This window comes from Arthrobacter horti, from assembly GCF_030731045.1.
GTDB lineage: Bacteria > Actinomycetota > Actinomycetes > Actinomycetales > Micrococcaceae > Arthrobacter_E > Arthrobacter_E nanjingensis.
In genome coordinates this window covers 65,953-89,198 of the sequence record NZ_JAVALS010000009.1, presented here as the reverse complement: position 1 = coordinate 89,198, position 23,246 = coordinate 65,953, and the positions used below count along the sequence as shown (strand labels likewise).

General features: G+C 68.2%; 26 protein-coding genes and 1 tRNA gene. 16 read left to right on the top strand and 11 right to left on the bottom strand.

Features of this window, described 5'->3' with window-relative positions:
- The first annotated feature begins 141 nt into the window (after window positions 1-141).
- The 4 genes from Q9R02_RS12580 to Q9R02_RS12565 all read left to right on the top strand — a co-directional run bounded on the left by Q9R02_RS12580 (window position 142) and on the right by Q9R02_RS12565 (window position 4,413).
- On the top strand, window positions 142-1,587 hold the full coding sequence (locus tag Q9R02_RS12580; RefSeq protein WP_305997046.1) for an FAD-dependent oxidoreductase: 1,446 nt from the start codon (window positions 142-144) through the stop codon (window positions 1,585-1,587).
- 112 nt (window positions 1,588-1,699) lie between these two features.
- Window positions 1,700-3,220 (top strand): amino acid permease, encoded by a 1,521-nt coding sequence (locus Q9R02_RS12575; RefSeq protein ID WP_305997045.1) that lies wholly within the window; start codon window positions 1,700-1,702, stop codon window positions 3,218-3,220.
- A 170-nt stretch (window positions 3,221-3,390) separates the two neighbouring features.
- A complete protein-coding gene (locus tag Q9R02_RS12570) occupies window positions 3,391-3,987 on the top strand; it encodes a TetR/AcrR family transcriptional regulator (RefSeq protein ID WP_305997044.1) in 597 nt (198 codons plus the stop codon).
- Between the two features lie 9 nt (window positions 3,988-3,996).
- A complete protein-coding gene (locus Q9R02_RS12565; RefSeq protein WP_305997043.1) occupies window positions 3,997-4,413 on the top strand; it encodes a hypothetical protein in 417 nt (138 codons plus the stop codon).
- Between the two features lie 97 nt (window positions 4,414-4,510).
- On the opposite strand, the gene katG is transcribed toward Q9R02_RS12565, so the two are convergent.
- The 5 genes from katG to Q9R02_RS12540 all read right to left on the bottom strand — a co-directional run bounded on the left by katG (window position 4,511) and on the right by Q9R02_RS12540 (window position 9,272).
- The gene (gene katG / locus Q9R02_RS12560; protein ID WP_305997042.1) at window positions 4,511-6,685 is read right to left on the bottom strand and encodes a catalase/peroxidase HPI; all 2,175 of its coding nucleotides are present in this window, start codon (window positions 6,683-6,685) and stop codon (window positions 4,511-4,513) included.
- A gap of 85 nt (window positions 6,686-6,770) precedes the next feature.
- A complete protein-coding gene (locus Q9R02_RS12555; RefSeq protein WP_305997041.1) occupies window positions 6,771-7,241 on the bottom strand; it encodes a Fur family transcriptional regulator in 471 nt (156 codons plus the stop codon).
- Between the two features lie 125 nt (window positions 7,242-7,366).
- Window positions 7,367-8,191, bottom strand: coding sequence for a hypothetical protein (locus Q9R02_RS12550; protein WP_305997040.1), 825 nt, complete (start codon window positions 8,189-8,191; stop codon window positions 7,367-7,369).
- A complete protein-coding gene (locus Q9R02_RS12545) occupies window positions 8,188-8,643 on the bottom strand; it encodes a DUF6114 domain-containing protein (RefSeq protein WP_305997039.1) in 456 nt (151 codons plus the stop codon). Before Q9R02_RS12545 ends, Q9R02_RS12550 begins: the two co-directional genes overlap by 4 nt.
- A 14-nt stretch (window positions 8,644-8,657) precedes the next feature.
- Window positions 8,658-9,272 carry a DUF6230 family protein gene (locus Q9R02_RS12540; protein WP_305997038.1) on the bottom strand — a complete coding sequence of 205 codons (615 nt, stop codon included), beginning with the start codon at window positions 9,270-9,272 and terminating at the stop codon, window positions 8,658-8,660.
- 123 nt (window positions 9,273-9,395) lie between these two features.
- On the opposite strand from Q9R02_RS12540, the gene Q9R02_RS12535 reads away from it, so the two are divergent.
- The 4 genes from Q9R02_RS12535 (at window position 9,396) to Q9R02_RS12520 (ending at window position 13,315) form a co-directional block, all read left to right on the top strand.
- Entirely contained in the window at window positions 9,396-9,995 is a 600-nt protein-coding gene (locus tag Q9R02_RS12535) for a TetR/AcrR family transcriptional regulator (protein ID WP_305997037.1), read from the top strand.
- Window positions 9,996-9,999: 4 nt separating this feature from the next.
- Entirely contained in the window at window positions 10,000-11,271 is a 1,272-nt protein-coding gene (locus Q9R02_RS12530; protein ID WP_305997036.1) for an MFS transporter, read from the top strand.
- Between the two features lie 64 nt (window positions 11,272-11,335).
- On the top strand, window positions 11,336-12,205 hold the full coding sequence (gene htpX / locus Q9R02_RS12525) for a zinc metalloprotease HtpX (RefSeq protein WP_305997035.1): 870 nt from the start codon (window positions 11,336-11,338) through the stop codon (window positions 12,203-12,205).
- 192 nt (window positions 12,206-12,397) lie between these two features.
- Window positions 12,398-13,315 carry a glycosyltransferase family 2 protein gene (locus tag Q9R02_RS12520; protein WP_305997034.1) on the top strand — a complete coding sequence of 306 codons (918 nt, stop codon included), beginning with the start codon at window positions 12,398-12,400 and terminating at the stop codon, window positions 13,313-13,315.
- Window positions 13,316-13,365: 50 nt separating this feature from the next.
- Here Q9R02_RS12520 and Q9R02_RS12515 read toward each other — a convergent pair whose 3' ends face one another.
- Window positions 13,366-13,857 (bottom strand): YajQ family cyclic di-GMP-binding protein, encoded by a 492-nt coding sequence (locus tag Q9R02_RS12515; RefSeq protein ID WP_305997033.1) that lies wholly within the window; start codon window positions 13,855-13,857, stop codon window positions 13,366-13,368.
- A 184-nt stretch (window positions 13,858-14,041) separates the two neighbouring features.
- Between Q9R02_RS12515 and Q9R02_RS12510 the strand changes: the two genes are divergently transcribed.
- From Q9R02_RS12510 to Q9R02_RS12500, 3 genes are all read left to right on the top strand, one after another.
- The gene (locus Q9R02_RS12510) at window positions 14,042-14,320 is read left to right on the top strand and encodes a hypothetical protein (protein ID WP_305997032.1); all 279 of its coding nucleotides are present in this window, start codon (window positions 14,042-14,044) and stop codon (window positions 14,318-14,320) included.
- A gap of 117 nt (window positions 14,321-14,437) precedes the next feature.
- A tRNA-Tyr gene (locus tag Q9R02_RS12505) sits at window positions 14,438-14,519 on the top strand.
- A 145-nt stretch (window positions 14,520-14,664) separates the two neighbouring features.
- The gene (locus Q9R02_RS12500) at window positions 14,665-15,081 is read left to right on the top strand and encodes a hypothetical protein (protein WP_305997031.1); all 417 of its coding nucleotides are present in this window, start codon (window positions 14,665-14,667) and stop codon (window positions 15,079-15,081) included.
- 211 nt (window positions 15,082-15,292) lie between these two features.
- On the opposite strand, the gene Q9R02_RS12495 is transcribed toward Q9R02_RS12500, so the two are convergent.
- Window positions 15,293-15,502: a hypothetical protein gene (locus tag Q9R02_RS12495; RefSeq protein ID WP_305997030.1), complete on the bottom strand. Its 210-nt coding sequence runs from the start codon at window positions 15,500-15,502 to the stop codon at window positions 15,293-15,295.
- 157 nt (window positions 15,503-15,659) lie between these two features.
- On the opposite strand from Q9R02_RS12495, the gene Q9R02_RS12490 reads away from it, so the two are divergent.
- Together Q9R02_RS12490 and Q9R02_RS12485 are read left to right on the top strand one after the other, a co-directional pair.
- Entirely contained in the window at window positions 15,660-16,445 is a 786-nt protein-coding gene (locus Q9R02_RS12490; RefSeq protein WP_305997029.1) for a class I SAM-dependent methyltransferase, read from the top strand.
- Between the two features lie 42 nt (window positions 16,446-16,487).
- On the top strand, window positions 16,488-17,030 hold the full coding sequence (locus tag Q9R02_RS12485) for an acyl-CoA thioesterase (protein ID WP_305997028.1): 543 nt from the start codon (window positions 16,488-16,490) through the stop codon (window positions 17,028-17,030).
- A 65-nt stretch (window positions 17,031-17,095) separates the two neighbouring features.
- Here Q9R02_RS12485 and Q9R02_RS12480 read toward each other — a convergent pair whose 3' ends face one another.
- From Q9R02_RS12480 to Q9R02_RS12470, 3 genes are read right to left on the bottom strand one after another with little or no spacing between them, the layout of a single operon-like run.
- Window positions 17,096-17,887, bottom strand: a complete 792-nt coding sequence (locus tag Q9R02_RS12480; RefSeq protein ID WP_305997027.1) for an efflux permease Rv1217c-related protein — start codon at window positions 17,885-17,887, stop codon at window positions 17,096-17,098.
- Between the two features lies 1 nt (window position 17,888).
- A complete protein-coding gene (locus Q9R02_RS12475; protein WP_305997026.1) occupies window positions 17,889-18,869 on the bottom strand; it encodes an ABC transporter ATP-binding protein in 981 nt (326 codons plus the stop codon).
- Between the two features lies 1 nt (window position 18,870).
- Window positions 18,871-19,527 (bottom strand): TetR/AcrR family transcriptional regulator, encoded by a 657-nt coding sequence (locus Q9R02_RS12470; protein WP_305997025.1) that lies wholly within the window; start codon window positions 19,525-19,527, stop codon window positions 18,871-18,873.
- 152 nt (window positions 19,528-19,679) lie between these two features.
- Between Q9R02_RS12470 and Q9R02_RS12465 the strand changes: the two genes are divergently transcribed.
- From Q9R02_RS12465 to Q9R02_RS12455, 3 genes are all read left to right on the top strand, one after another.
- Complete coding sequence (locus Q9R02_RS12465) at window positions 19,680-20,063, top strand: thioredoxin family protein (protein ID WP_305997024.1); 384 nt, start codon at window positions 19,680-19,682, stop codon at window positions 20,061-20,063.
- Between the two features lie 103 nt (window positions 20,064-20,166).
- Window positions 20,167-20,751 carry a rhomboid family intramembrane serine protease gene (locus tag Q9R02_RS12460; protein ID WP_305997023.1) on the top strand — a complete coding sequence of 195 codons (585 nt, stop codon included), beginning with the start codon at window positions 20,167-20,169 and terminating at the stop codon, window positions 20,749-20,751.
- A gap of 38 nt (window positions 20,752-20,789) precedes the next feature.
- The gene (locus Q9R02_RS12455; RefSeq protein ID WP_305997022.1) at window positions 20,790-22,490 is read left to right on the top strand and encodes an AMP-binding protein; all 1,701 of its coding nucleotides are present in this window, start codon (window positions 20,790-20,792) and stop codon (window positions 22,488-22,490) included.
- A gap of 101 nt (window positions 22,491-22,591) precedes the next feature.
- Here Q9R02_RS12455 and Q9R02_RS12450 read toward each other — a convergent pair whose 3' ends face one another.
- Window positions 22,592-23,242 carry an NADPH-dependent F420 reductase gene (locus Q9R02_RS12450; protein ID WP_305997021.1) on the bottom strand — a complete coding sequence of 217 codons (651 nt, stop codon included), beginning with the start codon at window positions 23,240-23,242 and terminating at the stop codon, window positions 22,592-22,594.
- Between the last annotated feature and the right edge of the window lie 4 nt (window positions 23,243-23,246).

Here is a 23,246-nt window from a genome sequence, read left to right as displayed (position 1 = left end):
CCGCGGCGTCGCGGGAGTTATTCCAGGGAGCCGGCGTCCAGTGCGCTCCCCATCCCCGCTTCGCCCGGGCGTGGGCCGCCGCGCACTAGACTTGTTGAGTCCGTGCTCATCCACGGGCTTCTCGATCCGGAAGGTCAGCTCTTGTCTGTCGAGTCTGTGCACACAGCCACCCGCCCCCTGCGCGTCGCCATCATCGGCTCCGGCCCGGCCGGCGTCTACGCGGCGGACATCCTCACCAAATCGCAGGATGTCAAGGACGGGGAAGTGCACGTCTCCATCGATCTCTTCGAGCGCTACCCGGCCCCGTACGGCCTGATCCGCTACGGCGTGGCACCGGACCACCCCCGCATCAAGGGCATCGTGAACGCCCTCCACAAGGTCCTGGACCGCGGCGACATCCGTTTCTTCGGCAATGTGCACTTCGGCGAGGATCTGACGCTGGAGGACCTCCAGAAGCACTATGACGCCGTGATCTTCGCCACCGGCGCCATCAAGGACGCCCAGCTGAACATCCCCGGCATCGACCTCGAAGGCTCCTACGGCGGCGCGGACTTCGTCTCCTGGTACGACGGCCACCCGGATGTCTCCCGTGAGTGGCCTCTGGAGGCCAAGGAGATCGCGGTCATCGGCAACGGCAACGTGGCGCTGGATGTGGCCCGTGTCCTGTCAAAGCACGCGGACGACCTGCTGGTCACCGAGATCCCGGACAACGTCTACGAGGGCCTGAAGAAGTCCCCGGTGTCCGATGTGCACGTGTTCGGCCGCCGCGGCCCGGCCCAGGTGAAGTTCACCCCGCTGGAGCTCCGCGAACTCTCCCACTCCCGCGATGTGGACATCGTCCTCTACCCGGAGGACTTCGACTTCGACGAGGCGTCGGATGAGGCCATCAAGAAGAACAACCAGGTCAAGACCATGGTCAACACCCTGACCAACTGGCTGGTGGAGGAGGCCCACGAGGGTGAGGACGCCTCCTCGCGCCGCCTGCACCTGCACTTCCTGCACTCCCCGGTGGAGATCCTGGAGGACCCCGAGCGTCCCGGGCACGTGGGCGGCATCCGCTTCGAGCGCATGGAGCTGGACGGCACGGGCAACGCCCGCGGCACCGGCGAGCAGGTGGATTACCCGGTCCAGGCCGTCTACCGGGCCATCGGCTACTTCGGCTCGCCCCTGCCGGGCGTCGAGTTCGATGAGCGCCGCGGCGTCATCAAGAACGACGGCGGCCGCGTGCTGGGTGCCGAAGGCACCCATGTGCCGGGCCTCTACGCCACGGGCTGGATCAAGCGCGGCCCGGTGGGCCTGATCGGCCACACCAAGGGCGACGCCCTGGAGACCATCGGCTACCTCCTGGAGGACCGTCTGAACCTCCCCGCCGCCGAGGCTCCCGAGGAGGCCGCCGTCGTCGAGCTTCTGGAGGGCCGCGGTGTGCGGTTCACCACATGGGAAGGCTGGAATCTCCTGGACGCCCACGAGCTGGCGCTGGGCGCCGCCGCCACCGCCAACGGCGGTTCACATGGGGTTCCAGTGGAGCGTGAGCGCGTCAAGGTGGTCCCGCGCGAGGAGATGGTGGCGATTTCCCGCGGCGAGTGACGCCCGTGTAATCGGCTTTATGCGTCTCACATCGTGGACGTAAAGCGGTCGTCCGAAGGGTGGACACTACCCTTTATGACGATCCTTTACACGACACTGAATGTGGACACAAATGAACATTCTCCGAACCAAGTCCATCGAGCAGTCGATCGCCGACTCCGATGAGCCCGGGCGCAAGCTCAAGCGCTCCCTGAGCGCCTGGGACCTCATGATCATGGGCGTCGCCGTGGCCGTCGGCGCCGGTATCTTCTCCGTCGGCGCCAACGCGGCCGCGAATTACGCCGGCCCCGCGGTGACCATCTCCTTCATCATCGCCGCCGTCACCTGTGCCCTGGCGATCATGTGCTACGCCGAGTTCGCCACGGCGATCCCCGTGGCCGGCTCCGCGTACCTCTTCACCTACGCCACCCTCGGCGAGGTGGTGGCCTGGATCGTCGGCTGGAACCTCATCCTCGAGATGTTCACCGCCGCGGCGGTCATCGCCAAGTACTGGGGCATCTACCTGAACAAGGTCTTCGAACTGATCGGCGTGAAGCTGCCGGACGCCATCTCCGTCGGCGGCGTGGACGTCTACTGGGGTGCTTTCCTCATCGTGGCGATCTTCACGGCACTGCTGGTGCTGGGCACCAAGCTGTCCGCCCGGGTGGGCAACGTCTTCACGATCATCAAGATCTGCGTGGTGCTGTTCGTGATCTTCGCGGGCTTCGCCTACCTGAACGTGAAGAACTACACCCCGTTCGTCCCGGCGTCCGTCCCCACCCACCTGGACCCGAGCCAGGGCGCCCTGAAGCAGACGCTGTTCGCGTTCCTGAGCGGTGCCGCCCCGGCCCAGTACGGTGTCCTGGGCGTCTTCGCCGGTGCGGCCCTGGTGTTCTTCGCCTTCATCGGCTTCGACGTGGTGGCCACCTCCGCCGAGGAGGTCAAGAACCCGCAGAAGACCCTGCCGCGCGGCATCTTCGGCGGTCTGGCGATCACCACGGCCCTCTACATCCTGGTCTCCCTGACCCTGACCGGCATGGTCTCCTACGCGGATCTGGCCAAGGACGCGGCGCCCACCCTGACCACTGCCTTCGAGATGGTCGGCAACAAGGACGCAGCCAAGGTCATCGCCTTCGGCTCCCTCATCGGCCTCACCACCGTCATCATGGTGCTCCTCATGGGTCTGGCCCGCGTGGTCCTGGCCATGAGCCGGGACGGGCTGCTGCCGCGCAGCCTGTCCCGCACCAGCGACAAGCGCTCCACCCCGGCCCGGACGCAGATCATCTGCGGCGTGGCCGTGGCCCTGGTGGCCGGCCTGACCCAGGTGGAGGTCCTGGAGGAGATGATCAACATCGGAACCCTCTGCGCCTTCGTCCTGGTCTCCGTGGGCGTGCTGTTCCTGCGCAAGCGCCGCCCGGACCTGAAGCCGAGCTTCCGTATCCCGTTCGGCCCGGTCATCCCCGTCCTGTCCGCCGTCCTCTGCTTCTACCTGATGCTGAATCTGGCGGTACAGACCTGGATGTTCTTCGCCGGCTGGGTGGTGATCGGGTTCCTGATCTACTTCGCCTACGGCCAGCGGCATTCCCGACTGAACCCGCGTTCGCCGATCCACCGCGAGGACGGCGTCCCTGCGGTCACCGTCAAGGTCGACTGACCTCCCGGCAGGACTCTCGCGGTTCACTCTCGCTGCACGACGGCGAGCCGCCGCTTCACGAATCGCCGCTTCGCGTCGGCGCGTGGCCCACCCCGGTGGGCCACGCGCCGTCGTCGTCATAGGAGACGAAAGTCACCGCTCGCTTCCGAAGGGGACCTAAACTTGGCCGTATGGCGCGTCCTCCCCGACCCGAGCGTAAATCCGAACTCATGCACGACATCCTGCTGTACCTGCAGGACAAGTCCATCGCGGATCTGACGTTCCGCACCCTGGCCGAGGGCCTGGGGATCAGCAGCTACGTGCTGGTCTACCATTTCGGCTCCCGGGAGGAGCTCATCTCCCAGATCGTCCATGCCATCGAGGCCCGCCCGGCGGAGGTCCTGGACCCGGAGATGGTCAAGGCGGACCGGGATGAGTTCGCCGCCTGGCTCTGGAACGCCTGGAAGATCGGCCTGCGCGAGTACGGCATGCAATTGCAGCGCCTGCACTTCGAAGCCGCCATGCAGGACGCCGTCCTGGAGGCTCCGCGCGGCAACGGCGGCGCGCTCTTCACCTCCTGGGTGGAAGCGGTGCATGAGTGGCTGGTGAACCAGGGGCTCAAGGATGAGGCCGCCTGGCGGAGCGCCCGGCTCTTCGTGGCGGCGCTCACGGGCCTCCGTTACGGCGTGGTGGTCACCGGCGACCGGGACGGCGCCACCGAGTCCTTCGACCGGCTGCTGAAATCCTTCTTCCTGACCATCGACGCCGAGCTGGCGCAGCAGGGCTGAGGGGTGCCGATGAACCGACGTCCCGCCCTCCTGGCCGGCGCCGCCGTCGTCGCGCTTCTTGCGCTCAGCGCCTGCAGCGGTGGGCAGAGCACCTTGGAGGCCTGCGCCGCACTGAGCACCACGGCGACCGGGATCGCCGCGGAGGTGTCCAGCTCGCTGGGCGGCTTCGCCACGGATCCGCAGGCGGCCGCCACCGGCCTGAGCAAGGCGTCCGAGGCGTTCGGCGCCTCGGTCAAGGGCATCACGAACGCCGAGGTGAAGGCCAGGGCGGAGGCCGTTGGTTCCTCCCTCGCCGACTTCACCAAGACCGTCAAGGACATCGCCGCGGACCCCGCCACGGCCGCGGACAAGGCGTCCACCATCACGGACTCCAGCAGGAGGGTGCAGGACAGCCTCAATGAACTGGGCGCGCTCTGCACGAAGTGACCGCGCACTCCGGCGCAGGAGGTTCCGGCGCCGGAACGGGGAAGGCCCCGTCCCACCACACGGTGGGACGGGGCCTTCGCCGTCGGACGGGTCCTGACTACTTCTGCAGTTCGAAGCGGTCGTTGTCCATGACCTTGGCCCAGGCCTGGGCGAAGTCCGCCACGAACTTCTCCTGAGCGTCGTCGGAGGCGTAGACCTCGGCGACGGCGCGCAGCTCGGAGTTGGCGCCGAACACCAGGTCCACGCGGCTGCCGGTCCAGCGGCCGTCGGCCGTGGTGTAGCTCTGCTGGTCCTCCGCCGGGAGCCAGGTCTGGCCGAGGTCCAGCAGGTTCACGAAGAAGTCGTTGCTGAGCGCACCCGGGCGGTCGGTGAAGACACCCGTGGTGGAGCCGTCCCAGTTGTTGCCCAGCACGCGCAGGCCGCCGAGGAGGACGGTCAGCTCGGGCGCGGACAGGTTCAGCAGGTTGGCGCGGTCGATCAGCAGGTACTCAGCCGGCAGGTTGACGTAGCCGCTGTTGTAGTTGCGGAAGCCGTCGGCCACCGGCTGCAGCCAGGCGAACTGCTCCGTGCTGGTCTGCTCCTGTGTGGCGTCGACGCGGCCCGGGGTGAACGGGACGGTGACCTCCTGGCCGGCGGCCAGGGCGGCCTGCTCCACACCGACGTTGCCGGCGAGGACCACGACGTCGGCGAAGGAGACCTTCACGGCGGCGGTGGCGTTGAAGTCTTCCACGATGCCCTCGAGCACGGCGATGACGGGCTTCAGCTTCTCCGGCTGGTTCACGGACCAGCTGACCTGCGGCTCCAGGCGGATGCGGCCGCCGTTGGCGCCGCCGCGCTTGTCGGAACCGCGGAAGGACGCAGCGGCCTTCCAGGCGGTGGAGACCAGGTCCTCCACGGAGAGGCCGGAAGCGGCGATCTTCTCCTTGAGGACGGCGATCTCGGCGTCACCGATGGTCTGGGCCGGAGCGGCGGGCAGCGGGTCCTGCCAGATGAGGTCCTCGGCCGGGACCTCCTTGCCGAGGTAACGGACCTTGGGGCCCATGTCACGGTGGGTCAGCTTGAACCAGGCGCGGGCGAAGGCGTCCTCGAACTCGGCCGGGTTCTCCTTGAAACGCAGGGAGATGGGGCCGTAGATCGGGTCCTCACGCAGGGCGAGGTCGCTGGTGAGCATGCGCGGCTCGCGCTTGCCCTCGGAGTGGGCCATGGGGACCATGTCCGCGCCGCCGTCGTTCGTCGGACGCCACTGCTTGGCACCTGCCGGGGACTCGAACAGCTCCCAGTCGTACGCGTACAGGATGTGGAAGAACTCGTTGTCCCAGCGGGTGGGGTGGTAGGTCCAGGTGACCTCCAGGCCGGAAGTGAGGGTGTCGTCGCCGTCGCCGGTGCCGTAGCCGTTCTTCCAGCCCAGGCCCTGGCTCTCCAGGGGGGCCGCCTCGGGATCGGCGCCCAGCTTGTCGTCCTTGTGGGCGCCATGGGTCTTGCCGAAGGTGTGGCCGCCGGCGATCAGGGCCACGGTCTCCGCGTCGTCCATGCCCATGCGGCGGAAGGTCTCACGGATGTCGATGGCGGAGGCCAGCGGGTCCGGGTTGCCGTCCGGGCCTTCCGGGTTCACGTAGATCAGACCCATCTGCACGGCGGCCAGCGGAGCCTCCAGATCGCGGGCGCCGGTGTAGCGCTCGTTGTCCAGCCAGACCTTCTCCGGGCCCCAGTAGACGTCGTCATCCGCTTCCCAGACGTCCGGTCGGCCACCGGCGAAGCCGAAGGTCTTCAGGCCCATGTCCTCGAGGGCCACGTTGCCCGCCAGGATGAACAGGTCGGCCCAGGAGATGGCCTGGCCGTATTTCTTCTTCACCGGCCACAGGAGACGGCGGGCCTTGTCCAGGTTGCCGTTGTCCGGCCAGGAGTTCAGGGGGGCGAAACGCTGCTGACCGGCGCCACCGCCACCGCGGCCGTCGTGAGAGCGGTAGGTTCCGGCGGAGTGCCAGGCCATGCGGATCATGAGCGGGCCGTAGTGCCCGAAGTCGGCCGGCCACCAGTCCTGGGAGTCCGTCATGAGGGCGGCGAGGTCGGCCTTGACCGCGTCCAGGTCCAGGTTGTTGAAGGCCTCGGTGTAGTCGAAACCGGAGTCGAGCGGGTTCGCCACGGCCGGGTTCTTCGCCAGGATCTTCAGGTTGAGCTTGTTAGGCCACCATTCGGTGTTGGCGCTGCCCTTGGTGGGGTGGACGCGTCCGCCATGCGCGACGGGGCACTTGGAAATGGTGCTCTCAGACACGGTTTTCCTTCCGGTGTGATGGGTGGTTATTCAATGGGGTCCAGTCGAATCGCGGAGGCCGCACCGCCGGGGCGATGCGGCGGGGCTAGCTTTCGGCCCGGTGCTCCGCGGCCAGGCAGTCCTGACAGATGCCCTGGAACAGGACGTCTGCGATCTGGATGGTCATGGGGCTCTGGGATGCGTTCCAGTGCGGTTCCAGGCACGGTGCGTGCCCGACGGTGCAGTCGATGTCCTCCACACGGCCGCAACGGGTGCAGACGGCGTGATGGTGGTTGTCGCCGATGCGCGTCTCGTAGAGGGCGGGCGAGTGGGGCGGCTCGAAGCGGCGGACCATGCCGAGTTCGGTCAGGTCGCCGAGCACCACATACACGGACTGGGCGGACAGCCCGGGCAGTTCCTGCCGGGCGGACTCCAGGATGCGCTCAGCCGTCGAATGCGGGTTGGTGTCGATGGCGGAGAGGACGGCGAGCCGCTGCTTGGTGACGCGGCGACCGGCCGCGCGCAGCTGCTCGGACCACGAGGTGGCCCGCCCGGGGGGCGCCGTGTACTGGGACATGCCTCCATTGAACCACTTATTTTGACTCGATCACAATAAGGAAAGGCGAAGTTCCGGTGAAAAAATCATGCCACGGGAACGGGCCGCCGTGACGGCCGTTCCCGTGGCATGATCCCGGCGGTATTTCAGGGCTGGACGATGCGCTGATCGGTGTTCGTGTACGTGATCGACTCGGCGATGCTGCCCACCAGGCCCATGGTGACCCGCAGCAGTCCGGGCGCGACGTCGTCGAGCGGGGGAGGCGTGTCGGTGCCGAGAGTGAGGCTGCGGCCGTTCTGCGTCGTCGCCGTGACGGAGCCCAGATAGACGCTGACGTGACCACTGAGCGTCATGGTGTCCGCGGTGGTGACCAGCCCGGCGCCGCCCGGAGGGCGCACGGTCAGGGAGAAACCGGTGATGGTGATGGAGTCCGCCGTGATCTTCAGAGCGCGGACGGTGCCGCCGTCGGAGGTGGGGACGGTGACGATCGAGATCCCGAGCAGCCCGGTGAAGGACAGCCCCTTCGAGCCCATGGAGGCGGGCGTCCGGGTGAAGACCGGCGTCCCGGCGTCCCGCGGCGCGGCGACGGGCTTGGTGCTGCCGGGCGACGGCGTCGGGGAGGTGTTGGTGCCCGACGGCGGCGCGCCGGGGCTTGCGGGATCGCCGGGCGCCGTGGGGGTGCCCGGGTCCGCCCCCGGGGTGCCGGGCAGGGGCGGCGGGCCGGGGAGGCCCGTGGCCGGGGTCCCCGGCTGCTGCGCGGGGGCCGTGGGGGAACCGGCACCCGGCGCGGGGGTGACGCCCGCCGGGGTGGTGGGCGAGGGGGATGGCGACGGCTGAGGGCACGTGAAGATGAGCGGAAGGCACAGCGCCGCGGGCGCCGATTCGGGCGCGCGGGCGGCGCCCAGGGTGACCGGTGTCACCAGGATGGCGCCGGCCAGGACCGCGGCGAGGCCGCGGCGTCGGGCCGTCATGCGGTCCGCTCCCGCGCCTTCGCGGCTTGCGGCCCCATCCAGGCGACCACCAGGACGCCTCCTGTCCCGGCGAGCAGCATGCCGAGGAGGAAACCTCCGAGGTTGACGCCCACCAGGGAGTAGATGGCCACCACCAGAGCCAGGACCCCGTAGAAGACGCGGTGCGCCGGCATCAGCATCGCCAGGACGCCCAGCAGCACCAGGGCGATCGGGATGACGGTGGCCTGGAGGCCTTCGATGCCCAGCTGGATGTGCAGCCGGCCGATGTCGAGTTGCCCGGAGAAGAACATCTCGACGCCGCCGAGCGCCACCAGCAGGCCCCCGAGGAAGGGGCGCTGCTTCCGCCAGGCCCGGAATCCGGTGGCGGGGCGGGGGCTCTCCTGAGGGGTGCTCTCCGCGGCGTCACGGCGACCACGCCGTGCGTCGCCGGGCAGGATCTGGTCCTCGCTCATGGTGATAGCCCTCCTCAGAAGCAGCCCTTGGAGCCGTCGGTCAGCTCCAGGGACATCCCCGTCAGGGTGAAGACGGAGGCCTGGGTGCTCCACGCGGTCTGCTGCAGGCCCTTGATGGAGATGGTGTCGGAGTCCTGGGCGAAGTCGCCCGCGGAGCCCTTGGCGTCGGTGTTGACCGTGGAGGCGTCCACGCCGATGCGGATCTTGCCGAAGGAGGCGTCGCCCTTCAGGCCGGTCATGCCGATCTGCAGATCCGAGGCCGAGGCGGGGTTCCCGCCGCCGCCGGCGTGAATGAGGACGCCGACCTTGCCGAGCGGGGTGTCCGTGGTGACGGCCTGACAGAGATCGGCCAGGGTGGCGCTCTTGATGTTGGCGATGGCCACCGTGTGGTCCTTGCCCGCAGTGTCCTTGGCGACACCGGCGTACTGGGAGAAGCCGGTGCCCTCCAGCTGGCTCGCCGCGATCTGGAACTGGCTGCCGGAGACGGCGAAGGAGACGGGGACGGCACCCTGGGCGACTCCGCCCATGAGAACGCTGGCCGCCAGGGCTGCGGGGACGGCCACGAGCGTGATGCGCCCGGCGTGCGAGGAGGCCATCCTGCGCACGCGCTCAGACTTGGGGAACTTCATCGATCCTCCTGGGGGAAGGCGCCGGCTTCTGCGGCGGCGTGTGATCCAGACCATACCGAGTCTATTGACTAGCAGTCAATAGAGAGCGGTCGATCACCCGGCACAGTCAGTAGACTTCAGAACGTGTCTGATGTGCCGCGAGTCCGCCTGAGTCCTGAAGAACGCCGGGCACAGCTCGTCGCCACCGGGGTCAACTTCCTGGCCGACCACACGCTCGATGAGCTGACCATGGATGAACTCGCCCGGCGTGCCGGAGTCTCCCGTCCGCTCCTGTTTCACTACTTCGAAACCCGGCAGGGCATGCACCTTGCCGTGGTCACCAAGGCACGGGACAGCCTCCTGGTGAGCACCGCCCCGCGGCTCGATCTGGAGCCCGGGGAGCGGATCCACGACACCCTCCTGAGGATCACTGAATTCGTGCAGCAGCACCGGGGCACCTTCTACTCGCTGGTCCGCGGCGTGGCCAGTGGCGATCCGGCTGTGCGCCGCGTGGTGGACGAATCCCGTGAGCTGAACGCTCAGCGGCTGCTGGAGGCGTTCATCGAACTGGGCATGCCGGACACCGCCCTGCTCCGGGTGGCCCTGCGCTCCTGGGTGGCGTTCGCGGAGGAGTCTCTGATCAGCCTGGCGATCGACCGCGAGGCCCACGCCGACGGCGTCGTGCGCTTCCTCGAAACGGCGCTCCGCGCCGTCGTGACCTCCACGCGGGATTTGGAGGTCTGAGCGGGTGCGGAGACTCCTGGCCGATCTGACCCCGTTGCGGGAGAGCCCCGCGTTCAAGCGCCTCTGGATCGGCACAGCCGTGTCCAACGCGGGAAGCCAGCTCACCGTCGTCGCGCTCAGCCTGGAGGTCTACAAGATCACCCAGGAGAGCTCCTATGTGGGTCTGCTGAGCGTGTTCGCGCTGGTCCCGCTGGTGATCGCGGGCCTCTTCGGAGGCTCTGTGGCGGATGCGCACGACCGTCGCACAGTGGCGATCCTCGCCTCCGCGGGACTCTGGCTCAGTGCCGTGGTGCTGGCACTGCAGGCCTGGTTCCACCTGGACAACGTGTGGCTTCTGTTCGCCATGGCGGCCGTGCAGAGCGCCGCGCTGGGCTTCAACGCGCCGGCCCGTTCCGCCATGATCCCGCTGCTGATCCGGCCGGAACTGCTGGCCTCGGCCAACGCGCTGAACATGATCACCTTCGGCCTGGCGACCATGGTGGGCCCGCTGCTGGGCGGCTTCCTGGTGGCGTCCCTGGGCTTCGAATGGACCTACACGCTGGACGCGGTCAGCTTTTTCGTCATCATGTGGGCGCTGTTCCGGCTGCCGGCCATGCCGCCGGAGGGCGAGCCGCGGAAGGTGGGCCTGTCCAGCGTGGTGGAAGGGTTCCGCTTCCTGGGCACGCGGCCCAATCTGCGCATGACGTTCATCGTGGACCTCATCGCCATGATCAGCAGCCAGCCCCGCGCGCTCCTGCCCGCCATCGGCGCCGTCATGCTCGGCGGCGGGGAGAGCACCGTGGGCATCCTGCTCGCGTCCTTCGCGCTGGGAGCCTTCCTGGCGGGACTGTTCAGCGGGCCGATGCAGCACGTGCGGCGGCAGGGGGTGGCCGTCGTCGTCTCCGTCATGGGCTGGGGCGCCAGCCTGTCCGCGTTCGGGCTGATGGTGGTGCTGGCCGGCGACGGCGGGAGGCATGGGGTGACGGTGTGGCTGCTGCCCGCGGCGCTCTGCTGCGCCGCGGCGGGCGTGGCGGACTCGATCAGCGCGGTCTTCCGCAGCACCATTCTGCAGGCGGCCACGCCGGACGAGTTCCGCGGCCGGCTGCAGGGCGTGTTCATCGTGGTGGTGGCCGGTGGGCCGCGCCTGGGTGACATGCTGGCCGGTGGCGCCACCACCTGGTTCCGCGAAGGCTGGGTGCTGCTAGTGGGCGGGCTGGTGTGCATCGTGGCCACCTGGGCGGTCTCGCGGATGCAGCGTGGGTTCCTGGACTACGACGCGCGGAACCCCACGCCCTGAACGGACGTTGGAAGAATGTGAAGGGACCGTCCACGGCGGGCGGTCCACAAGGGAGAGGAACACCGTGCACGACCATCACAACGGCCTGAAGACCGCGGGGCTTTTCGGCGTCCTGTGGGCGGTGCTGCTGGGGCTCGGCGCCGTGATCGGGCTCTTCACCCGCAGCGCCACGCCCATCTGGATCATGGCGCTCATCGGCGTGGCCACCACTGCTTACGGCTACTGGAACAGCGATAAGATCGCCATCCGCTCCATGCAGGCCGTGGAGATCCCGGAGGCGCAGGCCCCGGGGCTGTACCAGGTGGTGCGGGAGCTCTCGCAACGCGCCGGACAGCCGATGCCGCGCATCTACATCTCGCCCACCATGGCGCCCAACGCCTTCGCCACGGGCCGCAATCCGAAGAACGCGGCCGTGTGCGTGACGCAGGGGATCGTGCAGTTGCTCAACGACCGTGAGCTCCGCGGCGTCCTGGGGCATGAGCTCATGCATGTCTACAACCGGGACATCCTGACGTCCTCGGTTGCAGCGGCCGTGGCCGGTGTGATCACCTCGGTGGCGCAGTTCATGATGTTCTTCGGAGGCGGCAGCCGGGACGGGGAGCGGAACGTCAACCCGTTCGCGGCGATCGTTCTGGCACTGCTGGCGCCGTTCGCGGCGTCTCTGATTCAGATGGCCATCTCACGGACGCGCGAGTACGACGCCGACGAGGACGGCTCGAAGCTCACGGGCGACCCGCTGGCGCTCGCCTCCGCCCTGCGCAAGATCGAGGGCGGCGTGAACCAGTACCCGCTCCCGCCGGAGCAGAGCCTGGTGAACACCTCGCACCTGATGATCGCCAACCCGTTCCGCGGCGCCGGCATGGCGAAGCTCTTCTCCACCCACCCGCCGATGGACCAGCGCATCGCCCGCCTGGAAGGCATGGCGCGGGGCTGATCTGGTTTCCCTTCCCCGCGAACCAGCAAGCAGCGAGGGGTCCCGCTCGAGGCACGAGAGTGGGGGAGCTGTGAAGCGCATTTGATCGCAGTGTTGCTGCGCCGGACTGCGATCAACTGACCAACGGATGAACGACGACGGCGGGCGGCCGCCGTCGTCGTCGTTGCGGAGGGCGTCGGTAGAATTTCAGCTGTGCAACGTCCCGAGCCCATCGTGACCATCATCGTTCCTGGCCGGGACGTCGAGGAGTTCGTCCCCGCGGCCCTGGACTCGCTGCGCTCGCAGACGGAGACCTGCTGGCGGGCCGTGCTGGTGGACGATGGTTCCGTGGACGGCACCGGCGAGCTGTTCGCGCAGGCCGCGCAGGAGGACGAGCGGTTCACGCTCGTCCGGCACGAGGCGTCGCGGGGTCTCGGAGCCGCGCGGAACGCCGCGCTCGATCTGGTGGAGACGCCCTATCTGGGATTCCTGGACGCCGACGACGAATTCACGCCCACGGCCCTGGAACGCCTCTGCGGAACGCTGGAGCGCTCCGGCAGCGACTTTGTGCTCGGGGCGTATGTGCGGACCCGGCCGGATGGAGCGGAATACGTGGCGGGGCCGGTGCAGCCGTGGGTGGCCGCGGCGACGTCGCCGGAGCAGCTGGGGACGTCGCTGCGGGAGCACCCGGAGGCGAGCGGCAACATCGTGGCGTGGTCCAAGGTGAGCCGGACGGCGTTCTGGGCCGGGCGACGGTTCCCCGAAGGCGTCATGTACGAGGACCAGATCGTGGCGCAGGAGATGTACACGCAGGCGCAGGCGTTCGACGTGATCCCGGATGTGGTGGTCCGCTGGCGCGTCCGGGCGAGCGGCACGTCCATCACGCAGGGCAAGGACCGGCTGCCGGTGCTGCGGGACTACCTGGCGGCACTGGCCGGCGGGCTCGAGGTGCTGCGGCGGGCCGGGGAGACGGCCGCCGTCGACGCCCGGCTGAAGCTCATCCGTGCCATGGACCTGCCGCCGCTGGAGGAGATCGCCGCAACGCATCGGGACCCGGCGTATGGCGAGGCGCTCGAAGCGTTCGTGCGGGAGCTGGACGAAGTGCGCTCTTCCCCAACTGGTCGGGTCTAACTGTCGCTCAGGGGTCCTGATACCGACAGTTAGACCCGACCGGTTGGCTTCTAGCTGCGGAAGTTCACGAACTGCAGGTCGGCTTCCTCGAAGTTCTTGAGGATGGCCATGGTGGCCTGGAGGTCGTCGCGGGACTTGGACGTGACGCGCAGTTCGTCGCCCTGGATCTGGGACTTGACGGACTTGGGGGCCTCGTCGCGAATGATCTTGTTGATCTTCTTGGCCATGTCCTGGGCGATGCCCTCCTTGATGGAGGCTTCCAGACGGTACTCCTTGCCGGAGGCGAAGGGCTCGCCGGCGTCCAGGGACTTCAGGGAGATGCCGCGCTTGATGAGCTTGGTCTCGAAGACGTCCAGGACGGCCTTGACGCGCTCCTCGGAGTTGGCCTTCATAAGGATCTTCTCGCCGCTGAAATCGATCTCCGCGCCCACGCCCTTGAAGTCGTACCGCTGGGCGATCTCCTTCTGGGACTGGTTGAGGGCGTTGGCGACCTCCTGCTTGTCTACCTTGCTGACAACGTCGAATGTGGACTCGCCGGCCATGACTCTCCTTGGCGGTTGGGAACTTTTCTCCCTGCAAGTTTATGTCCTGGGAGCGGATCCGGCCCGGGCGGCGTTCAAGGACCCGTTCACAGTTCACTCACAGCTGATCCCGTGGTGGAACTCAAGCTCCCGCGGAAGAGTTGCAGTCAGTGGAACCGCAAGCGGAGTCGAGGAAGGACCTGGCATGAGTGCGGAGCGCAAGAAGTATTCGGTGGCCGGTGCCGCAGGGAAGGCCGCGGCCACCCTCATGGGGGCATCAGCGGCGGTGGCGACGGCCGCCGTCGTCGCAGCATCCGTGGCCTTCGCACCTCAAGCCGCGCCGCAGGCCCGCCTGAGCGGCATCCACGAAGATCTGCAACGCGCAGTCCAGCTCAAACAGCTCACGCCGGAACAGGCGGCACGCTTCGAGGAGCGTATGAACCGCACCATCCTGGGGACAGAGGATGGTTCGGAACAGGCCTGATCCTGGCTCTGGAGGGGGCAATCGGGTGCCGATTCGGTTTTACGGCGAATCTTCTGTAAGGTTGTCTTGCTTCAACTCGCTGGAAACGGTGGGGCGAAGTGCTTCCCAGTGAAGTTCGGCAGATTACCCGAGCGGCCAAAGGGGGCTGACTGTAAATCAGCTGGCACTGCCTACGGGGGTTCGAATCCCTCATCTGCCACCCGAGCGAAGGGCCCGGAACCGAAAGGTTCCGGGCCCTTCGTGTTTATCCAGGGTGCGCCATGTCTACGGTGTCCGTGTCCATAACGGCGCGTCTCGATCGTCCTCACATGCGCCACAATTGGAGTGAACGAGGGGGACAGAACATGACTGCAGCACCGTATGAGCCGAACGAACTGCTTTCGAGGCTGGTAGGCGACCGGATGTATTCGGTCGAGTTCGTAGTCAACGACTACGTGCAGTTGCGATTCGACGGGCCTCCGGGTGGTGGTCCCATCGTGCTCAATAGTTTCGTATGGCCAGCCGTTCAAACGGCCGGCCGTCTCTGGCACGAGCACGATCTGGGCTACGCGGATGCTCTGCGCCGCTTGACCCCCGGCGTGGTGATCTCCACCAGCGAAGCCACCGGCAGTGGCATCCGACTCGAACTCGAGACCGGAACGGTAGTGATTCACCCCGCCAAGGAAGACGTCTACGTTGAGATAGCCGAGCTCAGGGGATTCCCCGATCAAGCCTGGATGGTCTGGCGACCGGGCGAGGATAGCTTCGAGGACCTGGCCTGAGCGAGGTGCTGCTGGGAGACGTTCTTCCGGTGAAGTCGGCTGATCCGCTCGATGTGCGCATCGCGTCACACGGCTTGATTCCGGCGCCCTTATTGACGGTGGGCGCCGCAATCGGGGCGCCCACAGTCAAGAAGGGCGCCCGGCCCGGCGCCGAACCCGGACACGGAAACGCCCCGGGCGGAATGCCCGGGGCGTCGCAGCGAAAGGCGGTTCAGCCCTCCAGCGCGAAGCCGTCCAGGTGGTGGATCAGGCGGCGGCCCAGGCCGCCGTCGAGCTGGACCCAGAGGGTGGTGCGGTCGTCTGTCATGCCGTCCACATGGCCCACGATGCGCTGACCATGGCGGTCGGCGAGCGTGACGGATTGACCCGTGGGGATCTCCGGCCAGACGTGGGTGGTCTCGGTGGCGTTCAGCGTGCTCATAGCAGTCTCCTTTGCTGCTCTTCTTCATCTCGTCCCGCTCATTTTCCATAACGATCGTGAATGGCGGGTGAACATCTGCCGGGAGTTCGCTCTCGGCGAGACAATAGTCGGCGGACGGAAGTTGTGCGGCGGCCCGGGCGGGCGGACCATGAGAGCCATGACCCCCGCCACCGTGGACACGGCCTCCCTGATCCTCCGCCTGCGCGCTGCCGGCTGCGTCTTCGCCGAAGAGGAGGCCGCCATCCTGGAAAGCGTCACGGACGACGCCGTCGAGCTGGATGCGCTCTGCCTTCGCCGCGAGCGCGGCGAGCCGTTGGAGCACCTGGTGGGCTGGGTGGACTTCGGCGGGCTGCGCCTGACCGTGGGCCCCGGCGTCTTCATCCCGCGCCAGCGCTCGCTGTTCCTGGCCGGGCTTGCCGTCGAAGCCTCCCGCGCGTTCGATTCACCCCTGGTCCACGAGGCGTTCTGCGGCGCCGCGCCCCTCGCCTCCTGGGTCCGCCACCACGTCCCGGGCGCCCGTCTCCAGGCCTCGGACGTCGATCCCGTCTCCCTCGGCTTCGCACGCCGGAATCTGGGGGAGGAGGCGGAGTTGTTCGAAGGCCCCGGCCTCACCGCCATCCCCGCGAAACACCGCGGCCGCATCGACGTCCTGGCCGCTGTCCCGCCCTACGTCCCCCTGGCCGAGGCCGAATTCATGCCCCACGAGTCCCGCGAGCACGAACCCGGTGCCGCTGTCTTCGCCGGGGAGGACGGCCTGGACTTCGTCCGCGAACTGATGCGCGACGTCGGCGCCTGGCTGAGCCCCGGCGGCCGCCTGCTGCTCGAGCTGAACCGCCATCAGCTGCCTGCCGCCGTCGCGGCAGCGGGCGACGTCGGCCTGGCCGCCCGCGGTGAGCTGAGCGACGACGGGCAGACCGCCGTCGTCGTCGCGCACCGGCGCTGAGGCACCCTTCCGCCGGAAGTTACTGATGAGTAACATGAAGCCATGCATCTGATCTTCCGCACCCTGTGGCTGCTGTTCGCCTCCCGCCGCCGCTCGCCGCTGAGCATCTGGGACGTGTCGAGCCTGCCGATGCGGGCCCTGCCCACCGATGTGGACATCGCCGTGCACATCAACAACGGCATGTACTTCTCGCTCATGGACCTGGGGCGTTTCGACCTCATGGTCCGCGCCGGGGTATGGCAGCGGATGCGCCGCAAGGGCTGGAGTCCCGTGGTGGCCGCGCAGACCATCAGCTACCGCAAGTCCGTGAAGCTGTGGCAGCCCTACACGATCGAGACGCGCATCATCGGTCTGGACGCCAAAGCCATCTACTTCGAGCAGCGCATGGTGGCCGACGGCGAGGTCTACGCCCGCGCCTACCTCGCCACCCGCCTGGTCCACCGCGGCAGGCCGGTCACCAATGAGGAGATCCTTGCCGAAGTCGGCCCCGTGCCGGAAGGCCTTGAGCTGCCCGAATGGCTCCACGAGTGGCGGGCCCAGGTGGCGCTGCCCGGTTCGCGCAGCCACGCTCCGCATGAGTGGTGACGCCGCCCCGGCAAAGACGAACTGCCGGGCCGAAGCCCGGCAGCCCCCCCAATTCCTGTGGGCGCTCAGCGGCCCACGTCGCGCGCCCGGAGGACCACCGCGGCGAGCGCCATGAGCACGATCGTCCCGACCCACATCCCGATGCAGGCGCCCCAGTCGACGCCGTTGCTGAACGGGTTGGCGCCGAAGAACCAGTGGTACGGCGAGAAGTTCAGCAGCCATTTCGCGGAGTCGCTCTGGCGGCCCACGGCGTTGAACACATACCCGGCCACGGAGACCGCCGCGCCCAGCATCAGCCCGTGCACGCGCCGGCCCCGGAGGGCTCCGCCGAGCAGCGCCGCCGCGGAACTCAGGGCCATCAGGCCCGCATAGCCGAGGGCCGCGCCGGCCACCGTCCCCAGGTTCAGGCTCAGCTGGGACGGGCCGTTGAGGACGGCCACGGCGCAGTACATGACCAGCACCAGGAGGAACAACCGGGCCAGGATCGCCAAGGCGCGCCCGGCCACCAGCTGCACGCGCGTCACGCCGTGCGCCAGGGTCAGCTCCAGGATCCCGGACTCCTCATCCGACCCCACGGCGGACGCGCCCCAGGCGATCGTGGCCATGCTCAGCAGCAGGAAACCCAGTAGCCCGAAGAGCGTGGACTGGGTGTATCCCGCACCGTTGCCGAGCTGATCGTAGTTGAGGGTCTTGACCAGCTGCGAGGGCAGCGAATTGAGCATCTGCTGCATCTGTCCGTTGCCCACCATCGACGGGAAGAGCGGCAGGTACAGGGCCGCCGCAGCCACCAGGCCCACGGCCCAGGTCAGCGTCGCGCGCCAGCTGTCCACCACGCCTCGCGTGAAGATCTCCCACATGTCAGGACTCCTTCCGTGCGTGACGTTCCAGTCGCCGGGTCCGGTGCCCGGTCGCGGTGGCCGGATGGCCGTTGCCGTGGTTGGTGCCGTACAGGGTGAGCACCGCTTCCTCCAGATCAGGTTCTTCCAGGACGACGTCGGTCACCGGCAGCGCGGCCAGCGCGGTGAGCAGGGGGCGGATGCCGTCGTGGACGCTCGCCTCCAGCTGTCCGTCCGGCAGGGTGCGCAGGCCGTCGACGCCGGGGACCGCCGAGAGGCGGCGCGTGGCGTCGTCGAGCGCCTCCTGGCCGTCCTCGAGGCGGACGCGGAGCTTGCGCACCGCGTTGGCGCGGAGTTCGTCCACGCTGGCGTTCGCCACGATGGTGCCGGCCCGCAGGATGGCCACCCGGTCCGCGCTCTGCTGCAGCTCGCTCAGGACGTGGGAGCTGAGGAGGACGGAGCGGCCGTCGTTCCGGACCTCCGCCACCATGGCCAGGAACTCCTGCTGGAGGAGCGGGTCCAGGCCGCTGGTGGGTTCGTCCAGGACCAGGAGCTCCGGGTCGTGCATGAACGCCTGAATGAGACCGAGCTTCTGCTTGTTGCCCTTGGAGAGCTCGCGCACCTGCTTGTCCAAGGGGACCGCGAGGCGCTCGGCCAGTTCCTCGATCCGTCCGCGCTTCACGGGCCCGGACAGGGCGGCGAAGTGGTTCAGGAGCCTGCGGCCGGTGACCCGGGACTCCAGGATCAGCTCGCCCGGCAGGTAGCCGATCCGCCGGCGGAGCTCCGGTCCGGAGTGCCGTGGATCCTCGCCGAGGACGCGGAGCGTTCCGCTGCTGGGGCGGATGATGTCCAGCAGGCAGCGCAGCGTGGTGGTCTTCCCGGCGCCGTTCGGCCCGATCAGGCCCAGGACCGATCCGGGTGGCAACTCGAAGCTGAGTCCGTGCAGGACCTCATTGCGGGCGAAAGACTTGTGGAGGGAGTCCACACTGATGCTGGATGACATGTCAGGCCTCCTGCGATTCGTCAGGGTCTGGGGTGGTTGCTTCTCGATAGGCCGTGAGGAAGGCGTCCGTGGTGTAGAAGCCGTGGGTGTACAGCTCCAGCCCGGGCCCGCCGATGCGTTGCAGGACGCCCTGCCAGCCGCCGTCGAGCCCCAGTGCCTCCGCGGCGTACGGCCCGAAGGCGAGGGACCCGACGCTGCTGAAAGCCGTCAGGACGGCCACGCCGCGGACGTCCTCGAAGGGGCGGACCGTGCCGTCCTCGATGCCGGCGCGGATCACGGTCTCGCTCAGCTCCACGAGGTGCTGGAACAGAGCCGCACTGGTGGCGGTGCCCTCCAGGAGGGCCTGCCGGAGGTAGTCCATCTCCAGCGTGTAGCCGTCCGGGTTCCGGGTGAACTCGCTCATGAGGTCCTTGAGGCCGTGGGGGTGCATCTTGGTGCTGGCCCGTTCGGTGGTGACCCCCAGGACCTGTTTGTCGCAGGCCTCGCGGAGCCCCGCCGCGGAACCGAAGTGGTGGATGAGCAGGCCGGGGCTGACTCCGGCCTCCGTCGCGATGGCGCGCAGGCTCGTCTTGGTGAAGCCGTCCCGGGCGTAGAGCCGGATGGCGGCGTCACGGATGCGGGCCTTGGTGGTGAGATCGTCCTCTGGTGCTGAACGCATGTTTAAGATGCTAAACACGTGTTCAATGAAAGGGAAGGGGGCGGGAGGCTGATTTTTCCGGCGGGGTTCTCGGCCATCGCACCGGTCACGCCGTGAGCGGAAAGGTGGCGCTCGCGGTGGCCAGCGGGAGGCGCGCTCGATACCGTGGAGGTATGGCTACCGTAGACATCACCGGGGAACAGTTCGCTGAGACCATCCAGGGCAACGACATCGTGCTGGTGGACTTCTGGGCCGATTGGTGCCGTCCGTGCAAGATGTTCGCCCCCAACTACGCCGCCGTGTCGGAGAAGCACCCGGACGTCTTCTTCGCCAAGGTGGACACCGAGGCCGAGCAGCAGCTCTCCGCCGAAGCCGGCATCACCTCCATCCCCACGCTGATGGCGTTCCGCGAGCAGGTCCTGGTCTTCTCCCAGCCCGGCGCCATGTCCGCACCGGACCTGGAGAAGCTGGTGGAGGCCGTCAAGGGCCTGGACATGGCCGAGGTGCACGCCCAGGTGGCGAAGACCCAGGCCGCCGAGTCCAACGGCGAAGGCTGAGCCTCACCGACGTTTCCACGACGGCGCGGGACCTCCTCACGGAAGGCCGCGCCGTCGTCGTTCCGGTGCATTTCAGCGTTCCGGAACCTTTTAGACTGAGCCGATGAGTTCCAGTCTCGACCGGCAAAGCCCCGCCCGCAGCCGCTTCGCCACCGCCGCCGGGACCATCGCGGGATTCGTCGCGGTGCTCTGGGCCGTGGAGATCGTCAACACCGTGCTCGGCAACCGGCTGAACTCGTTCGGGGTCCGGCCCTGGAGACTGGACGGCCTGGCGGGCCTGCTGTTCGCACCCCTGCTGCACAACGGCTGGGGCCACCTGATCTCCAACACCGGCCCGCTGCTGGTGCTCGGATTCATGATCCTGCTCTCCGGTGTGGCCACCTGGGTGCGCGTCACGGCGCTCGTCTGGGTGAGCGGCGGCATCGGGGCGTGGCTGTTCGGGTTCCCCGGTTCGGTGCACGTGGGGGCGTCCGGGCTGGTGTTCGGATGGATCGTGTACCTGGTGCTGCGGGGCGTGTACGCGCGGAAGCCGCTGCAGATCGGCGTGGGGCTGCTGGTGCTGCTCGCCTACGGGGCGGTTCTGTGGGGAGTGCTGCCCGGCCGGATCGGGATCTCCTGGCAGATGCACCTTTTCGGTGCCCTCGGCGGAGGCGTGGCCGCCTGGCTGGAGGGCCGCCGCACCTCTTAGGGTGGTGGCGGACGCGGCCGGGCAGTAACGTGCCTCCCATGGACTCCTTCAGCGCTCCTTCCTACACCGCCGGAGACGCCAGCGTCCCGCTGATCGACCGGACCATCGGAGACGACTTCGAGGCCGTGGTGCGGCGCTTTCCCGAGCGTGAGGCGCTCATCGAGGCCGCGCTGCCGGGCAAGCCGCTGCGCCGCTGGACCTACCGAGAGCTGAACGACGACGTCGACCTCCTGGCGCGTGCGTTGCTGGCCGTGGGCATCGGCGTGGGGGAGCGGGTGGGCATCTGGAGCGCCAACTGCGCCGAGTGGACCATCCTGCAGTACGCCACCGCGAAGATCGGGGCGATCCTGGTCAACGTCAACCCGGCCTACCGCAGCCATGAGCTGGAGTTCGTGGCGAAGCAGAACGGCATGCGGATGCTGGTGCTGGCACCCACGGACCGCAACAGCGAGTACGTCGCCATGGCCCGCGACGCCGCGCTCAACTGCCCCGGGCTGACCGAACTCGTCTTCCTGCCGGGCAATGAGGAGAGCGATCCGCTCGTGGCTCTCGAAGCCGGCGTGCCCGAACGCGAGGGAGAGCGCAGCTGGGCCGGCCTGCTTGCCGAGGCGGCCGGCGTCGGGCAGTCTGCGCTCGCCGAACGCATGGCGGGGCTGGACCCGCAGGACGCCATCAACATCCAGTACACCTCCGGCACCACGGGGTTCCCCAAGGGCGCCACCCTGAGCCACCACAACATCCTCAACAACGGGCACCAGATCGGCGCGCTGCTGAAATACACCGAAGAGGACAAGGTGGTCATCCCGGTGCCGTTCTACCACTGCTTCGGCATGGTGATCGGCAATCTGAACATCTTCTCCTACGGCGGCACGGCCATCATCCCGTCCCGCTCCTTCAGCCCCGCCGCCACGCTGCAGTCCGTCCAGGACTTCGGGGCGACCTCGCTGTACGGGGTACCGACCATGTTCATCGCAGAACTGGCGCTGCCGGACTTCGGCTCCTATGTGCTGTCCACGCTGCGGACGGGTGTCATGGCGGGGTCGCTGTGCCCCATCGAGGTCATGAAGCGGGTGATCGGGGAGATGCACATGCGTGACGTGGCAATCTGCTACGGCATGACGGAGACGTCCCCGGTGTCCACCATGACCCGCGAGGGCGACACCCTGGCGCAGCGCACCGAGTCCGTCGGGCGGACCATGCCGCACTGTGAGAGCCGCATCATCGACCCCGGCACCGGTGAGGCCGTGTCGCGCGGGGAGATCGGAGAGCTGTGCACGCGTGGCTATGTGGTCATGAAGGGGTACTGGGATCAGCCGGACAAGACTGCGGAGGCCATCGATGCCGAAGGCTGGATGCACACCGGGGACCTGGCCCGCATGGATGAGGACGGCTACATCCTGGTGGAGGGCCGCATCAAGGACATGGTGATCCGCGGCGGCGAGAACATCTACCCGCGGGAGATCGAGGAGTTCCTGTACCACCACCCGTCCATCCAGGACGTGCAGGTGATTGGGGTGCCGGATGAGAAGTACGGGGAGGAGCTCATGGCCTGCGTGATCCTCAAGCCGGGTGTTCCGGAGCTGACCGTCGAGGACCTCCGTGAGTTCTGCGCCGGACGCCTGGCGCACTACAAGATCCCGCGGTACCTGGACGTGCGCGGCAGCTTCCCCATGACGGTCTCCGGCAAGATCCGCAAGGTGGAGATGCGGGAGGAGGCCGTGGAGCGCCTGGGGCTGTAGCTCTTTCCCGGTGCCGGCGTTTTCCCCGCCGTTGTGGACATTCCCTGCCGCTGAAGCGCAGGGGGATTTCCATAGGGCCGGGGAAAGCGGAGCCGTGATGCCTAAGCGGCGGCGTCCTCCGCCAGGAGCCCTACCATCTCCCGCAGTTCCTCCCCGGTGACGTTGGCGCCGAAGGCCGGGTGCCCGGGCTCCAGCTCCACGCCGGCGGCGAGCGGGCCGGCCAGGACCGGATCGAAGCCGAGCGCATCCACCAGCGCAGCGACCGCCGCGACGTCGTCGTCCGCGTCACCGGCGACGGCGATCGCCTTGCGGCCCACCGCGCCGGCCGGCAGAGCGCCCTCGTCCAGGTCGTGGTAGCCCATGTGGTTGAAGGCCTTCACCACGCGGGAACCGGACAGGAAGTCCTGCACGATCTCGCTGGTGGAGGTCTCCGGGTTGCGCAGATCTTCGCGCAGGCCGTCCGTCTCCCACCAGTAGTTCATGGCGTCGATGACCGGCTTGCCGCGCAGTTCCTCCGCCGGCAGGCTCCGGTACTTGCCCAGCAGCAGGGCGAGGATGACGACGTCGGCGTCCCGCGCCGCCTCCTCCGGCCGGACCGCGACGGCGCCGGGTGCCAGGACGTCGATGATGAGGGAGATCCGCTCCGGGTCGCCGGAACCGGAGATCAGGACGCGGTGGCCGGCGGCCAGCGCGAGGCGGGCGAAGACGGTGCCGACCTTGCCGGCGCCGAGGATTCCGAGGGTGGTGCTCATGAGA